This window comes from Georgenia wangjunii (assembly GCF_036421975.1).
GTDB lineage: Bacteria > Actinomycetota > Actinomycetes > Actinomycetales > Actinomycetaceae > Georgenia_A > Georgenia_A wangjunii.
The window spans coordinates 65,179-80,706 of sequence record NZ_JAZGON010000005.1; the positions used below are offsets into that span (position 1 = coordinate 65,179).

Annotated in this window: 14 protein-coding genes; 7 read left to right on the top strand and 7 right to left on the bottom strand. The window is 74.4% G+C overall.

Translation table 11 applies throughout. The annotated features are described in order from the left end of the window. The first annotated feature begins 12 nt into the window (after positions 1–12). On the top strand, positions 13–1,488 hold the full coding sequence (locus tag V2J63_RS09405) for a glutamate-cysteine ligase family protein (protein WP_331230778.1): 1,476 nt from the start codon (positions 13–15) through the stop codon (positions 1,486–1,488). Between the two features lie 224 nt (positions 1,489–1,712). Here the strand turns inward: V2J63_RS09405 and V2J63_RS09410 are convergent, their stop codons facing one another. Continuing rightward, the gene (locus tag V2J63_RS09410) at positions 1,713–2,168 is read right to left on the bottom strand and encodes a hypothetical protein (RefSeq protein ID WP_331230779.1); all 456 of its coding nucleotides are present in this window, start codon (positions 2,166–2,168) and stop codon (positions 1,713–1,715) included. 92 nt (positions 2,169–2,260) lie between these two features. On the opposite strand from V2J63_RS09410, the gene V2J63_RS09415 reads away from it, so the two are divergent. After that, positions 2,261–3,493 carry an amidohydrolase gene (locus tag V2J63_RS09415; protein ID WP_331230780.1) on the top strand — a complete coding sequence of 411 codons (1,233 nt, stop codon included), beginning with the start codon at positions 2,261–2,263 and terminating at the stop codon, positions 3,491–3,493. Positions 3,494–3,543: 50 nt separating this feature from the next. After that, positions 3,544–4,611, top strand: a complete 1,068-nt coding sequence (locus V2J63_RS09420; RefSeq protein WP_331230781.1) for a glutathione S-transferase family protein — start codon at positions 3,544–3,546, stop codon at positions 4,609–4,611. Between the two features lie 118 nt (positions 4,612–4,729). Here the strand turns inward: V2J63_RS09420 and V2J63_RS09425 are convergent, their stop codons facing one another. Beyond that, positions 4,730–6,598, bottom strand: coding sequence for a hypothetical protein (locus V2J63_RS09425; RefSeq protein ID WP_331230782.1), 1,869 nt, complete (start codon positions 6,596–6,598; stop codon positions 4,730–4,732). A gap of 218 nt (positions 6,599–6,816) precedes the next feature. Between V2J63_RS09425 and V2J63_RS09430 the strand changes: the two genes are divergently transcribed. The 3 genes from V2J63_RS09430 (at position 6,817) to V2J63_RS09440 (ending at position 8,315) form a co-directional block, all read left to right on the top strand. Beyond that, positions 6,817–7,290, top strand: coding sequence for a DUF4282 domain-containing protein (locus V2J63_RS09430; protein WP_331230783.1), 474 nt, complete (start codon positions 6,817–6,819; stop codon positions 7,288–7,290). A gap of 90 nt (positions 7,291–7,380) precedes the next feature. Then, a complete protein-coding gene (gene idi / locus V2J63_RS09435) occupies positions 7,381–7,956 on the top strand; it encodes an isopentenyl-diphosphate Delta-isomerase (protein WP_331230784.1) in 576 nt (191 codons plus the stop codon). Then, positions 7,953–8,315: a TlpA family protein disulfide reductase gene (locus V2J63_RS09440; RefSeq protein WP_331230785.1), complete on the top strand. Its 363-nt coding sequence runs from the start codon at positions 7,953–7,955 to the stop codon at positions 8,313–8,315. Before idi ends, V2J63_RS09440 begins: the two co-directional genes overlap by 4 nt. Before the next feature lie 11 nt (positions 8,316–8,326). Here the strand turns inward: V2J63_RS09440 and V2J63_RS09445 are convergent, their stop codons facing one another. Next, positions 8,327–9,103 (bottom strand): HAD-IIB family hydrolase, encoded by a 777-nt coding sequence (locus V2J63_RS09445; RefSeq protein WP_331230786.1) that lies wholly within the window; start codon positions 9,101–9,103, stop codon positions 8,327–8,329. Between the two features lie 84 nt (positions 9,104–9,187). On the opposite strand from V2J63_RS09445, the gene V2J63_RS09450 reads away from it, so the two are divergent. Continuing rightward, complete coding sequence (locus tag V2J63_RS09450; protein ID WP_331230787.1) at positions 9,188–10,012, top strand: aldo/keto reductase; 825 nt, start codon at positions 9,188–9,190, stop codon at positions 10,010–10,012. A gap of 7 nt (positions 10,013–10,019) precedes the next feature. Here the strand turns inward: V2J63_RS09450 and V2J63_RS09455 are convergent, their stop codons facing one another. From V2J63_RS09455 to V2J63_RS09470, 4 genes are all read right to left on the bottom strand, one after another. Further along, on the bottom strand, positions 10,020–11,012 hold the full coding sequence (locus V2J63_RS09455; protein WP_331230788.1) for an NAD-dependent epimerase/dehydratase family protein: 993 nt from the start codon (positions 11,010–11,012) through the stop codon (positions 10,020–10,022). A gap of 53 nt (positions 11,013–11,065) precedes the next feature. Further along, complete coding sequence (locus V2J63_RS09460; RefSeq protein WP_331230789.1) at positions 11,066–13,717, bottom strand: alpha/beta fold hydrolase; 2,652 nt, start codon at positions 13,715–13,717, stop codon at positions 11,066–11,068. A gap of 44 nt (positions 13,718–13,761) precedes the next feature. Then, positions 13,762–14,796 (bottom strand): 3-oxoacyl-ACP synthase III, encoded by a 1,035-nt coding sequence (locus tag V2J63_RS09465; RefSeq protein WP_331230790.1) that lies wholly within the window; start codon positions 14,794–14,796, stop codon positions 13,762–13,764. 94 nt (positions 14,797–14,890) lie between these two features. After that, a complete protein-coding gene (locus V2J63_RS09470; protein WP_331230791.1) occupies positions 14,891–15,457 on the bottom strand; it encodes a DUF4282 domain-containing protein in 567 nt (188 codons plus the stop codon). Positions 15,458–15,528 lie beyond the last annotated feature (71 nt).

Below are 15,528 nucleotides of genomic sequence, written 5' to 3' on the forward strand. Positions count from 1 at the left end.
GTCAGGAGCGGCATGGGCAAGGAGATCAGGGCCCGCGAGTTCTCCCGGGCGGACCACACCCGCTACCGGCAGGCGGTGCGCCGCTGCCTCGACACGCTCGAGGCGATGCTCGACGCGGGGGCGTTCGTCGAAGAGGACTGGCGCACCGGGCTCGAGATCGAGCTCAACCTCATCGACGGGGACCGGGCGCCGTTCTTCGGCAACGCCGAGGTCCTCGCCAAGATCGACGACCCGCTCTACCAGACCGAGCTCGGGCAGTTCACGATCGAGCTCAACGTCGAGCCGCGCCGGATCGACGGGCAGTCGCTCACGCAGTTCGAGGCAGCCCTGCGCAAGAACCTCAACCTCGCCCGTGACCGCGCCGGGGACGTCGGGGCGGACATCGTCATGATCGGCATCCTCCCCACGCTCCAGCCGCCCGAGGCGGGGCGCGCCTGGTTGACCGACAGCGCGCGCTACCGCGCCCTCGACGACGCGGTCATGGGATCGCGCCGGGAGGACATCGTCCTCGACATCGCCGGGCCCGAGCCGCTCCACATGACGGTGGACTCCATCGCCGCCGAGGCGGCGTGCACGTCCACGCAGCTCCACCTCCAGGTGACGCCGGGGAAGTTCGCGGCGTACTGGAACGCGGCCCAGGTGCTCGCCGGACCGCAGCTCGCCCTCGGGGCCAACTCCCCCTTCCTCTTCGGTCACCACCTCATGGCCGAGACGCGCACCGAGGTCTTCCTCCAGTCGACCGACACGCGCCCGCCCGAGCTGCGCAACCAGGGCGTGCGACCGCTCGTCCACTTCGGTGACCGCTGGGTGACGTCGATCTTCGACCTCTTCGAGGAGAACGTCCGGTACTTCCCGGCGCTCCTGCCGGAGACGAGCGACGAGGACCCCGTCGAGGTGTTCGCCGCCGGCGGGACCCCGAGCCTGGCCGAGCTGCGCCTGCACAACGGCACGATCTACCGCTGGAACCGTCCGATCTACGACGTCCAGGACGGGCGCCCGCACCTGCGCGTGGAGAACCGGGTGCTGCCCGCCGGGCCCACCGTCGTCGACACCCTCGCCAACGCGGCGTTCTTCTTCGGCGTCATCGTCGAGATGGCCGACGACGAGCGCCCGATCTGGTCGCGGATGTCCTTCGACGCCGCCCGGGAGAACTTCGAGGCCGGGGCGCGCGACGGCATCGACGCCGCGATGTACTGGCCCAAGGTGGGCCAGGTCCCGGCGGACGAGCTCGTGCTGCGCCGGCTGCTGCCGATGGCCGCGATCGGGCTCGAGCGTCTCGGCGTGCCCACCGAGACGGCCGACCGGTATCTCAACATCCTCGAGGCGCGAGCGCGGCTCGGGCGCAACGGCGCCTCGTGGCAGGTCGCCGCGGTCCGCTCGCTCGAACGGCGTGGGATGGACCGCGCCGAGGCCCTGCGCACCATGCTCGGGGAGTACGTCGCCGGCATGCACGCGAACGAACCTGTCCACACCTGGCCCATCCCGTAGCGCCTACGCCGCGCTCTTCCAGGGCATGGTCGCGCTGCTCGTCGCGCTCGGGCTCACGGCCCTCACGCCGGGCCCGGAGCCGCCGGCCACGGCCGGCATGGATCTCCTGCCGGTGCTGCTCGCCTCCGGCCAGCTCCTCGGCCTGCCGGTGGCCTCGTCACGGGCACGATCCTCCTGGCGAGCGCCGTCGTCGCGGGGCTCCTCTAGCGCCTCGTCGCCTGGCGTCAGACCGGCGAGGCCATGAGGCCGCCGATCCAGGAGGCGACGCAGACGACGAACACGTAGACGCCGATGGCGACGGCGGCCGTGGCCGGCCACCGGGGCGTGTGGTGCTGGCTCCGCGCGACGATGCCCAGCACGAAGGCGCCGACGGCGAGGATGAGGCTGACGAAGAGCGAGACGGAGGTGTAGACCTCCTGGCTCTCCTCGGCGACGGTGTGGAACGTGATCGAGTAGATGATCTGCCACAGGGTGAGCACCGCGGCCACACCGAGCGCCACCCAGGGCACCCGGCTCCCCTCGCGCGCACCGCCGCCGGGACCGCTGCCGCCCGCACCGGCACCGCGCGTCGCGCGGGAGTCGGCCGGGCGGCCGCTGCCCGTCGCGGAGCGGCGGGCGTCGCCGGTGGCGTCGCCGGACGTGCCGAAGGTCTTCGCGCGGGGGCGGTCCTGCTCTGCCATCGTTCCTCCTGTGCTGGGCTCGGCGCCGGTGCGCCTCACCTGAGCAAGAGTGCCAGGAGCGCCGCCGGCGCACGAGTGATAACACTTGACCCATGACTTCGACGCCCCCCGCAGCCCGGCCCGGCACCTCGGGCACCGTCGCCATCACCGGCGGTTACGTCGTCCCCGTCGACGGCCCACCCGTCGAGGGCGGAACCGTCCTCGTCGTCGAGGGGATCATCGCCGCGGTCGGCACCGACATCGAGGTGCCCGACGGCGCGCGCGTCGTCGACGCGTCCGGCAAGTGGGTGCTGCCCGGGTTCGTCGAGGCGCACGCCCACCTCGGCGTCCACGAGGAGGGCGAGGGTTGGGCCGGCAACGACACGAACGAGATGACGAACCCGAACGGCGCCGCCCTGCGCGCCATCGACGCCATCAACATCGAGGACCTCGGCTTCAGCGATGCCCTCGAGGGCGGCGTGACCTCCGCCGTCGTCAAGCCCGGCTCCGGCAACCCGATCGGTGGGCAGTCCGTCGCGATGAAGACGTGGGGAGGGCGGACCGTCGACGAGCAGGTCATCCGCGCGTCCGTCTCCGTCAAGTCCGCGCTCGGCGAGAACCCCAAGCGCGTCTACGGCGACCGCAAGCAGACGCCCTCGACCCGCCTCGGCGTCGCCCAGGTCATCCGGGAAGCCTTCGTCAAGACGCAGAACTACGTCGCGCGCCGGACGGAGGCGCTCAGCGACGGGAAGCCGTTCGAACGCGACCTCACGCTCGAGACGCTCGCCCGCGTCCTCGACGGCGAGCTCGTGTGGGACCAGCACACCCACCGCCACGACGACATCGCGACGGCGATCCGCCTCGCTGAGGAGTTCGGGTACCGCCTCGTCATCAACCACGGGACGGACGGCGTGCGCATCGCCGACGTCCTTGCCGAGAAGGACATCCCCGTCATCTTCGGCCCGATGTTCACGACGCGCTCGAAGGTGGAGCTGCGCGACCGCGCCATCGCCAACCTCGCCCGGCTCGCCGAGGCTGGCGTGCGCGTCGCGATCACGACCGACCACCCCGTCGTGCCGATCAACTTCCTCGTCCACCAGGCCTCGCTCGCCGTCAAGGAAGGGCTCGACCGGGACGTCGCGCTCCGGGCGCTGACGATCAACCCCGCGACCTTCCTCGGGCTCGACGACCGTGTCGGGGCGCTCAAGGAGGGGCTCGACGGGGACGTCGTCGTGTGGTCCGGCGACCCGCTCGACGTCTACTCCCGCGCCGAGCAGGTGTTCATCTCCGGGGTCGAGGTCTACACCCTCGCCGACGGGGCCCGCGCGCGCACCGACCGCTTCTGAGCCGCGCCCACGGCGGGTCGTGCACCACCCGACGCGGCTACCGTGAGGGGATGAGCACCCCCGAGCAGAGCGAGACGACGCCGGAGCACCCCGAGCACGCCGAGGGCGGCACGTACGTGGCGCCCGGCAAGGAGTTCACCCGGGACACGAACTACATCACCACCCGGGTCACGCGGGGCGCCGAGGACGGCTACCCCGTCGAGCCGGGGCGCTACCGCCTCGTCGCCGCGCGCGCGTGCCCCTGGGCGAACCGGGCGATCATCGTCCGCCGGCTCCTCGGTCTCGAGGACGCGATCTCGCTCGGGCTGCCCGGCCCCACCCACGACGAGCGGTCGTGGACCTTCGACCTCGATCCCGGCGGGCGTGACCCGGTCCTCGGCATCGAGCGCCTCCAGGAGGCCTACTTCACGCGGTACCCGGACTACCCCCGCGGCATCACCGTGCCCGCGCTCGTCGACGTCCCGACCGGCGAGGTCGTGACCAACGACTACGCGCAGATGACCCTCGACCTCTCGAGCGAGTGGCGCGAGCACCACCGCCCGGGTGCTCCGGAGCTCTACCCCGAGGCCCTGCGCGAGGAGATCGACGCCGTCAACAAGCGCGTCTTCACCGAGGTCAACAACGGCGTCTACCGGTGCGGGTTCGCCGGCTCCCAGGGCGCCTACGAGAAGGCGTACGAGCGGCTGTGGACGGCGCTCGACTGGCTCGAGGACCGCCTGTCGCGCCAGCGCTACCTCGTCGGGGACACCATCACCGAAGCCGACGTCCGCCTCTTCACGACGCTCGTCCGGTTCGACCCGGTCTACCACGGCCACTTCAAGTGCAACCGGGACAAGCTGACCGAGATGCCCGCGCTGTGGGGGTACGCCCGCGACCTCTTCCAGACGCCCGGCTTCGGCGACACGATCGACTTCGCGCAGATCAAGGAGCACTACTACGTCGTCCACACGGACGTGAACCCCACCCAGATCGTGCCGGTCGGCCCCGACCTGGCCGGCTGGGTGACCCCGCACGGGCGTGAGGCCCTCGGCGGCCGCCCGTTCGGCGACGGTACGCCCCCGCCTCCCGTGCGCCCGGAGGAGGCCGTCGACCCGTCCCACACCCCGCTGCGCGCGTGAGCTGACCCCGCCCGCCTCAGCCTGCGCCCTCCCGTCCCACCCTTCCCTCGTGATCATGCAGGAGCGCCGGAGCCCTCGCGGCGCCGGCGCTCCCGCATGAGCACGAGAGGGTGTGGGTCTACTGGTAGCTGACGAAGTGGGGCATCGGCTCGACGCGCATCGTCTGCTCCGGGGTGAGCATGGGCAGGTCCTCGTCGTAGAAGTTCTTCCAGCCCCACCACTCGATGTCCGGGGCGTTCGCGTGCAGCGTCGCCCAGGTGCCCTGCTTCGCCGGCTGGCCGCCCTGCCCGTCCGCGTGGACGAGGACGGCCAGCTCGGACCGGGACAGGTCCACCTCGGAGACCTCCTGGATCATCCGGACCTGGAACTGGTGGAGGACGAGCATCTTCTGCGGCAGGTCCCGCTCCCGGGTGAAGTCGGCGAGCCAGTGGACGACCTCGTTGACCTCCTCCGACGTGACCGTGCCGATCTGGACCATGTGGACCTCGTCCGGCCCGAGGTTCCACTCCGGGTCGAGCGCGAGGCCGACGTGCGGGAGCGCGAGGAGGTCGGCGTACAGCCTCGCCTGGTCGACGAAGGACGTCCGGCCCGGCTGGAGGTCGAGCACGACGTACTGCCCTGCCTCCCCCGCGGCCTCGACGAGCGGCCGCAGGTCCTCCGGCGGCAGCTCGTTGGAGTAGTTGCCGTCCGGGCCGGCCTGCGCGGCCGCGACCGTCGCGATGATCTCCATGGCGGGCACGACCGTGTCCTCGGTGAGGTCCTCGTACTCCGCGGCGTGCTCCGCGGCCCGCTGCACCGTGGCGGGCACGTCCTGCTCGCCGAGGACGCCGAGCGCCGTCGTGCTGGGGGTCCCGTACAGCGCGACGTAGCGCTTGCCCGGGAAGACGAGCTGGCCCCCGCCCGGCAGCTCGATCCCGGTCGCCGCCGTCGCCGTCCGCCACGCGAACGTCTCGGCATCGCCGAACGCGTCCCCGAGCCCGATGACGTGCGAGGCCTCGAGCCCCGCCACCGCCTGCACGGTCTCGGAGGTCGCCCGCGGGTCCCCGCCGGGCACGACGTGGACCTCCGCGCCGGCCGCCCGGGCGGTCGCGACGGCGGCGACCTGCGCAGCCTCACCGGTCGACAGGACGGCGACGCCGGTCAGGGGCTCGGGGATCTCGGTCACGGGCAGCGCGGCGCCCTCGTCGTCGGAGGGGGTGCCGGTCTCGGGCTCGGCATCCGGCCCGGTGGTGGGCTCGGCAGCGCCGGTCGGTGCGGCGGTCTCGGTGGCGCCCGGCGTGCCGGTCGGCGCCTCACCGTCCTCGCCGGCGGCCGGCTCGGGCTCCGCCGGCGCGCCGGGCGTGAGCGGGGTGAACGTCCCCGCCTCGAGTGCCGCGACGTGGGTGACCTCGGTCCCCGCGTCGGCCGGCGTCGCCTCGCCCGCGGCGGTCCCGAGCACGTCGGCGAGGGCGTCGTCGCCCGCGGGCGCCCGGACGAGCGTCGGCCCCTCGGACGCCGCCCCGCCGCCCGTGGCACCGTCGTCGTCAGCGGCGTCGGTGGTGCCGGCGCCGGGCGGACCGGTCCCGTCGTCCGCGGCGCCCGCCGCGCCCCCGGCGGGCAGGTCGGCCGCCCCGACGGCAAGGACCCACTCCACCCCGAGGCGCTCGATCTCCGCGCCGAGGCCGGCGTCGTCGCCGGTGAGCAGCATCGGCGCACCGAGCGCGACGGCGGCGGAGGCGGCGCGCAGCTGCGCGGCGAGGTCGTCCTCCTCCGCGAGGACGACGACCGGCGCCGACGCGAAGAGGCTCTCGCTCGTGCTGGTCGCCACCGCGCCGGGCGACGCGCCGCCGAGCACCGTCGGGGCCTCGGCGGGCTGGCGCACCTCGGCCTGGCGGACGTCGGGCTGGGTCTGGGTCTCTTCCGCGTCCGGGCCCTCGCTCGCCGTGCACGCGGCCAGCGCGAGGACGGGGACGAGGGTGAGGGCGAGAAGGCGGGGGCGAGCTGACACGTCAGCCTCCAGGGATCGGGGACATCGACCTTGGTGCGGCCGCGGCCGGCGGTCAGGGCGTCGTCCACCCTACGCGGCACCTCTCCTGCCCGGGCCGGTCGGCGGACATCACCGCCACGGACGTGGCAGCGAAGGCACCGCCAATCCTCGACCTCGCCCGTCGGAACGGTCCTAGTGTGTGGCTGCAGGCAACGCACCTGCAGGACAGGGGAACGACGATGAGCCAGGCGACGGGTGGGTACGACGGCGGCAACGCCCAGGGCGGGCAGGGGTACGGGCAGACGCCGGGGCCGTACCAACCGCCGCAACCACCCCCCGGTCCCCCGGCCGGCCCGCCGCCCCCCGGCGGCGGGTACGGGGCCGCGCCGTGGAACGCGCCCAGCCCGCAGGGTGCCCCCGGGGCGTCCGAGAAGGGGTTCTTCGGGGCCCTGTTCGACCTGTCGTTCAAGAGCTTCGTGACCCTGTCCTTCGCCAAGGTCATCTACGTGATCGCCATCGTCGTCGTCGGCGTGCTGTGGCTGTTCGCGACCATCGTCGGTTTCCTCGACAGCCCAGGTGCCGGTCTGGCCGCCCTCCTGCTCGGGTGGATCCCCGCCCTCGTCTACATCGTCCTCATCCGGGTGAGCCTCGAGTTCGCCGTGGCCATGGTGCGCACCGCGCAGAACACGTCGGTGCTCACGTACCGCCGGTAGCCACGACCGCCCGCGGATGATGATTGCGGTCGCTCCCCGCTCGCACGGAAGAGCGGTGCGCGCCCGCGCGGACCGACCTACACTCACCGGATGAACAGCCTCGCGCCCACCGCACGCGCCGACGAGACCGGCGAGCACATCGAGACCGTCGTCCTCCTCGACGAGGACGGCAACGCCGTCGGCACCGCGGCCAAGGCGACCGTCCACACGTCGAGCACGCCCCTCCACCTCGCGTTCTCCTGCCACGTCCTCAACGCCGACGGCGACGTGCTCGTCACCCGCCGCGCGCTGTCGAAGAAGACGTGGCCCGGGGTGTGGACCAACTCGGTGTGCGGGCACCCTGCCCCCGGGGAGCCCTTCGCCGACGCGATCGCGCGGCGGGCGCGCGACGAGCTCGGCCTCGAGCTCGTCGACATCACCGAGTCCGCCCCCGACTTCCGCTACCGCGCCGTCGACGACTCGGGCATCGTCGAGAACGAGATCTGCCCCGTCTTCACCGCGCGCACCACCGGCGAGCCCGTGCCGAACCCCAGCGAGGTGATGGCCTACGCGTGGGTCGCACCTGCGGCGCTGCGCCAGGCGATCGACTCCGCGCCGTGGGCCCTGAGCCCCTGGCTCGTCCAGCACGCGCCGGCCCTCACGCTCTTCGCCCCCGACGGCGCGTGAGCGGGCGCCCCGCCGGGGCGCCCGAGCCCCTCGCGGCGCCTGACGTCCTCACGGCGGCCGACCTCCTGCCGGCCGAGACCCCGCTCGGTGAGCGCGCGACGCTCGTCCAGCTCTCGACGACGTTCTGCGCCCCGTGCCGCTCGGCCCGGACCGTCCTCGCCCGCGCCGCCGCGACGAGCCACGGCGTCGTCCACGTCGACGTCGACGTCACCGGGCACGAGGCGCTCGCCGAGCGTCTCGCCCTCACCGAGACGCCGACGATCCTCGTGCTCGACGCGGCGGGGCACGTCGTCGAGCGCCGCACCGGCGTCCCCCGGCTCGCGCAGGTCCGCGCGGTGCTCGAGACGCTCGGAGCCTGACCTGGCCCTCCCTACCGGCGGGAGGCGGCCCCCGCGGACGCGAGCGCGGCGACGAGGTCTCGCACGAGCACGACCGTCTCCTCCCAGCCGGTGACGGCCTCGCACTCGACGCCGAGCGCCTTGACCGGGTAGTCGTTGCCGCCCTCGTCGAGCCGGTCGCCGACGAAGAGCATGTCGCCGAGCGGCACGCCCGTCTGCTCCGCGAGGCGGGTCATCCCGTAGGCCTTGTCGACGCCCTTGCGGGTGATGTCGACCGACGTCGACCCGCCGGAGCGCACCTCGAGGTCGGGCAGCAGCGCGGCGACGGCGGCGCGCAGGGACTCCTTGCGCTCCCCCGTGGGGTCCCACGCCTTCTTCTCGGCGAGCGGCGCGGCCTGGCCGAGGGCGGAGAAGGTGATCTGCGAGCCGCGGTCCTCCATGATCGGGCCCCACGTGCGGTCCGCCCACAGGCCGAGCCGGCGGGCCTGCGCCTCGACGACGGCGAGGGCGTCGGTGCGCTCGGAATCGGTGAGGTCGTTCGCGTACACCTGCGTCCAGGCGGCGCCGTCGTGCCGGTAGTAGCGCGTGCCGCACGTCGGCATGAGGTGGAGGCGCCCGAGGCGGGCGGCGTCGAGGTCGAGCCGCTCCGTCACCTGCTCGGTGAACTGCGCGAGCTGCCCGCCGGAGATGATGCACACCTGGGTGAGGGCGAGGAGGTCACCGAGGGCGCTGGCCATCTCGGGAGCGATCGGGGACTTGCTCGGGGTGAGGGTGTCGTCCAGGTCGAAGGCGACCAGCCGTACGGGCACGCGTGCTCCTCGGTGGGGGGGTCGCGGCGCGGCCGGACCGTCATCAGATCAGCGGCCAGGATAGCGGCGGGCCAGACTGGGACCATGATCCCCACCCGCACCCTCAGCGACGGCCACGAGATCCCCGCCCTCGGCCTGGGCACGTACCCGATGGACGACGACGTCGCGCCCACCGCCGTGCGCCACGCGCTGGAGGCGGGGTACCGCCTCGTCGACACGGCCGCGAGCTACGGCAACGAGGCCGCCGTCGGGCGCGGCATCGCCGCCTCCGACGTCCCGCGCTCCGAGCTCGTGGTGACGACAAAGCTGCGCGGCGCGGACCAGGGCTACTCCTCCGCGCTCGCCGCGTTCGAGCGCTCCCGGGCCGCGCTCGGCCTCGACTACGTCGACGTCTACCTCATCCACTGGCCCCTGCCGCGGCTCGACGCCTACGTCGACTCGTGGCGCGCGCTCATCCGGCTCCGCGAGGAGGGCGCCGTGCGCTCGATCGGGGTCTCCAACTTCACGCCCGAGCACCTCGACCGCCTCGAGCGGGAGACCGGCGTCGTGCCCGCCCTCAACCAGGTCGAGCTCCACCCCTACTTCACCCAGGAGGTGGCGCGGGCGACGCACGCCGAGCGCGGGATCCTCACGCAGAGCTGGAGCCCCCTCGGGCGCAAGAGCGACGTCCTCGCCCACCCCGCGGTCGAAGGGGCAGCCGCCGCGCACGGCGTCACGGTGGCGCAGGTCGTCCTGCGCTGGCACGTCCAGCTCGGGGCCGTGCCGATCCCCAAGTCCGCCGACCCCGAGCGCCAGCGCACGAACCTCGACGTCTTCTCGTTCGAGCTGAGCCCGGCGGAGATGACCGAGCTCTCCAGCCTCGAGCAGACCCGCATCGGCGGCGACCCGGCCACCCACGAGGAGCTCTGACCCGACCTCAGGCGCGGTAGTGCGCCGCGAGGCGCGCGAGGCCCTCGTCGATGCTCACGCGCGGGCGCCAGCCGAGGACCTCGCGCGTGCGGCGCTGGTCGAACCAGTGCGCCGTCGAGAGCTGCTCGGCGAGGAACCGCGTCATGGGCGGCTCGTCCTCGCCCGGCCGCACGGACCACACCACCTCGACGACGGCGCCGGCCACCGTGGCGAGCACCGCGGGCACCCGCCACGACGGCGGCCGCACCCCGGCGGCGAGGCACATCCCGGCGAGGACGTCCCCGATCGGCCGCGGCTCGCCGTTCGTGACGACGAAGGCCTCGCCGTGCGCCGCCTCGATGCGCTCGAGCGCCGCGACGATCGCCTCCGCGGCGTTGTCGACGTAGACCGTGTCGACGAGCGCGGCGCCGTCGTCGAGCAACGGGAGCCGGCCCGCGCGGGCCCGCTCGACGATCCGCGCGACGAGCTGGGTGTCACCCGGTCCCCACACGAGGTGCGGGCGCACCGCCGTCACTGCGAAACCGGGCGCGTCGGCCGCGAGCGCCGCGACCTCGGCGGCCGCCTTCGTGCGGGCGTAGCTGCCGCGCGCGCGCTGCGGCTCGGCCGGTCCGGCGCCGGCACCGACGAGCGCCGACCCGGTGTGCGCCACGGAGGGGGAGGACACCTGGACGAACCGCGTCACCCCCGCCCTCTTGGCGGCGGCGAGGAGGTCCTGCGTGCCGCGGACGTTGACCCGCTCGTAGTCGGCGAGGTCCCCGCTCACCGACACCTTGGCCGCGAGGTGGATGACGGCGTGCTGGCCGGCGACGGCGGCAGCGATCGCGGAGCGGTCGTCGAGCGAGCCGGCGACGTCCCGCGCACCCGTGACGCCGGACGGACGGCGCTGGAACGTCGTGACGTCGTACCCGCGCCCGAGGAGGAGCCGCGCCACCGCGCCCCCCAGGAGGCCACTCGCCCCCGTGACGAGGACACGCGCGGCCCCACCGCCGGGACCCGGCACCTCTGCATGATCACGAACGGGGGACGGGGCATGACGAACGAGGGGGGACGGGGTCATGGGGCCGGGATCCGTCCGCCGGCGAGGGCGCGCGTGGCCCACCGGGCCAGGCGACCGCGCTCGATCTTGGAGTTGTGCCGCACGTCCGTGGGGAGCTCGGCCACCCGCAGCACCGCGGCGACGGGGACGCCCGCGGCGCGGCGGACCGCGCGCGCGAGTCCCGGCGTGGCGAGCGAGGGCCGGGCGAGGGCGCGCGGGTCGAGCGCGGGGTCGGTCTCGAGGACGACGACGACCTGCTGGGTCCCGGCGGGGCCGACGCCGACGGCGGCCGCGCGCCGCACCCCGCGGACCCGCTGGACGCGGTGCTCGACGTCGACGGGCGTGACGGTGCCCAGCGGCGTCGTCATGATGTGCGCGAGGCGCCCCTCGACCCAGACGCGTCCCGCGGCGTCGAGGTGCCCCACGTCCCCGGTGCGGTGCCAGCCCGCGTGGTCGCCGCTCGCCGCCTGGGTCGCCCAGAGCCGGTCGTAGGCCTTCTTCAGGTGCGGGGCGGTGACGAGGAGCTCACCCGTGACCCCCGGGGCGGAGGTCGGTGCCCCGGTCGCGGCGCCGTCGGCGTCGAGCGGGAGGACGCGCACGTCCGCGCCGGGCACGGGCGTGCCCACGCACGTGCCGTTCCCCGCGCCGACCACGGCGCCGCTGCGCGCGTCGTCCTCGGCCGCGCGGATCGCCGCGAGGTCGACGTCGGTGACGGGCAGCACCTCGGTCATGCCGTACGGGGTGTGCGGCTCGGCGTTCGGCATGACCTCACCGACGCGGGCGAGGAGCTCGGGCGCGACGGGCGCGCCGGCGGAGAGGAAGAGCCTGACCCCGGCGAGCGCCGCGCGCCGGCCGGCGTCGAGGTCGCCTGCCGTGCGCAGGACGTTCGTCAGCGCCGACGGCGAGGTGAACACCGCGCCGGCGCCACCGGCGGCCACCGCGTCGGCGAGCGCCGCCGCCGTCAGGGTCGCCGGGGCGGTGACGTCCATGTCGGGGGTGACGGAGACGGCCCCGAGAGCGGTGCCGAGCAGCGCGAAGGGGGCGAACCCGGCGACGAGCTGGGAGTCGGCGCCGAGCCCGTACGTCGTGGCGAGGGCGTCGCGCATCGCCGCGAGGCCGCCCTGCGTGTAGAGGACGCCCTTGGCGGCGCCGGTGGAGCCCGACGTGAAGAGGATGGCGGCGTCGTCGTCGGCGTCCGGCATGGGGCCGAGGTCGGCCCCCTCGGCCCGGAGCGAGGCACCGCGGGCGATGAGCTCGCCGACGCTCGCGCTCACCCCGAGCACCCGGCGCCGGGCGGGGGCGAGGTCGTCGACGGCGATGCGGCGGCCCGGCCAGCCGAGGAGGCGCGCGCCGGCGAGGCCGCGCTCGATCCCGATGAGGTGGTCCGGGTCCGCGCCGCGGATCGCCCGGCTCATCCCGGCGAGCCCGAGCCCCTGGTCCGCGAGGACGACGACGGCGCCGATGCGCAGGCACGCGAAGAGGCACGTCGTGAGGTCGACGCCGGGAGTGACGAGGAGGCTGACGCGGTGCCCGGGCCGCACACCGGCGTCGAGGAGGCCGGCGGCGAGGTCGTGGACGCGGTCGGCCAGCTCGGACCACGCGAGCGTGCGGACGCGGCCGCCGGAGAGCGCGACGACGGCGGGGCCGCTGCGGCGGGCGTACGTCTCGAGCACCGTCGAGACGGCGACGAAGTCCTTCCCCGCCGACGGCGCGGGCGCGGCGCCGTCGTCCGCGGAGCCGTCGTCGGCCGTGCCGAGCCGGGCGTCGAGCCAGGTCATGACGGTCCCGGCGACGTCGGCGTCCTCGGGCAGGAGGTGGCCGGCGCCCTCGAACCGGTGGACGTCCGCGTGCGGGAGGCGCCGGAGGAGGTCGCGCAGGTACCGGTTCTGGAACACGGGGTCGCGCGGGCCCCACATGACGAGCGCGGGGACGGCGAGCGTGCGCACGCCCTCGGCGATCGCCGCGAGCGCGGGGTGGCTCGGGTGGTCGGGGCCGGCGGGGATGTCGCTGACGAAGTCGGCGATCGCCTGGCGCCGGTCCGCCGTCCGGTACGGGGCGTGGTAGGCGTCGCGCACGTCCGGGGCGAGGGCCGGGTCGGCGAGCGCGAGAGTCGTGCGCAGGAACGTCGCGCTGGTCCGGGTGCCCCAGCCGTGGACGGCGGGGTGCCCCGCGAGCTGGAGGAGCGCCGGGATCCGCGTGGCGTCGTCGTGGTGGACGGCCGTGTTCGTCAGGACGAGCCCGGCGAGCTGGTCGCGGTGCGCGACCGCCCAGCCGAGGGAGACGACCCCGCCCCAGTCGTGGCCCACGGTGACGACGGGCCCGTCGAGGCCGAGGGCGTCGGTGAGCGCGCCGAGCTCGCTCACCCGGTCGGCGAGACGGTGCATGCGCCCGTCGCGCTCGGACAGGCCCATGCCGAGCTGGTCGACGGCGACGACGCGCCAGCCGCGCGCCACGCCCGCGGCGAGGAGGTCGCGCCACAGGTAGGACCAGGTCGGGTTGCCGTGGACGGCGAGGAGCGTGCCGCGTGGCTCGGCGTCGAGCTGCGCGCCGTTGTCGAGGACGTGCCAGCGCGCGGGCGGCGTGTCCGACGTCCCCGGCACCGTGATCTCGCGGCTCCACCGGGGGTCGAGGCCGGGCAGGGCGGAGAGGTCCACGGTGGGGCTGGGCACGGCGGGGGGCACCTCGTCGAGGTCGTCGGTGGGCGGGACGGGAACTACCAGGTCAGCTCGAGCATGGCGGTGTTGAGGCCGGAGCCGACCCCCATGCACAGGACCCGGTCGCCGCTCGTGAGCGAGGGCGCCTGCGCGGCCAGCGTCATCGGCAGCGACGCCGGTCCCACGTTGCCCCAGTGGGAGAACGTCACCGGCACGCGGTCGGCGTCGAGGTCGATCGCGTCGACGATCGCCTTCGTGTACGGGGTGGAGATCTGGTGCGTGACGTAGCGGTCCATGTCGTGCCAGCGGAAGCCCGTGCCGTTGTTGGCCTCGCGCCAGGCGTCGACGACGAGCTCGAGCCCGCCGTCGAGCAGGCCCTTGGTGTCCGTGAACATCCCGTCGAGCCCGCCCACGCACAGCGCGTGGTGCTCGGTCCCGGCGCGCGAGACGCCGCCGACGATCCGGTGGGCACCAGCGTGCTCGTCGGCGCGGCCGAGGACGGCGGCGGCCGCACCGCTGCCGAGGGTGAGGGAGGCGAACTCGCGGTTGTAGTCGGCGCGCGTGACCTCGGGGCCGCTCAGGCGCGCGAGCGTCGTCTCCTGCGTGCCGCGGGAGTCCTCGGAGTTGACGATGACGGCGTACCGGATCTGACCGGCGTCGATCATCATCGAGGCGAGCATGATTCCGTTGACGAACCCGAGGCACGCGTTCGAGACGTCGAAGTTGACGGCCGAGGACGGCAGGCCGAGGCCGTGGTGGATGCGGACGGCGACGGACGGCTCGAGGTTCGTGCGCGTGACCGAGGTGTTGATGAGGAGCCCGACCTCGGCCGGGTCGACCCCGGCCTCGGCGAGCGCCTTGGCGCCGGCCTCGATGGCGGGGTCGTCGAAGAGGGTGCCCGGCTCCCACCAGCGGCGCTCGACGACGCCGGAGACGCGCTCGAGGAGGTTGTCCGGCAGCCGCAGCCGCTTGCGCGTGGGCGCCAGCCGCTCCTCGAACTCGGCCGAGGAGACCCGTACCGGCGCTTCGATGTGCGTGACCGACAGCAGGGCGCTGTTGCGGTACCTGAAGGAAGCGTTCCCGGCGTGACTCACCCGCTGAATTTACATTCGCCGCAGAGCCGATGCACATCAGGCCTGTCGGGTGTGCGCGGAGTCACGCGTACCGCGGCTCCGCAGGAGGCACCGGTCACTCGCGTCCCGACGCCGCCTTGGCGACCGCCGCGTGGTCGAGGAAGAGCTCGAGCGCGAACCGCCCGAAGACCAACGTGAGGAAGCCCCAGACCGGCCCGCTGACGAGGGACAGGAGCCCGATGACGACCCAGGAGCCGCCACCGACGAACGGGTCACCGGCCACGCCGAAGGCGCTGATCCCCGTGATGACGCCGACGACCGTGATGAGTACGGCCAGGACGACGACGCCGATGTAGGCCACCTTCGCCAGGGCTGGGGTGATGCGGGCGGTGAAGCCCATGTCCGTCAGGCCCGCGAAGGTCGAGGGCTTCGCCGGCTGGGCGAACCCGGGCTGGGCGAACCCCGGCTGGCCGTAACCGGTGGGTGCGTACTGCGGCTGGCCGGGGTACCCGGGCTGGCCGTAGCCCGGCGGTGCCTGCGGGGCGGGGGGGCTGTACCCCGGCGGCGGGGCCTGCGGAGCCGCGCCAGGCGGCGGCGGGGGTGTCTGCGGTGCGCTCGGCTGGTACGCCTGCTGCCCGTGCTCGTCGCGGGCGGGCTGTGATCCGCTCGGCTGGTCGCTCATGGTCGTCCTCTTTCCTCGGGTGCTGACGCGAGCGTAGCGGCGGCGCGCCTGGCGCAGGCGGCGGGTCCACC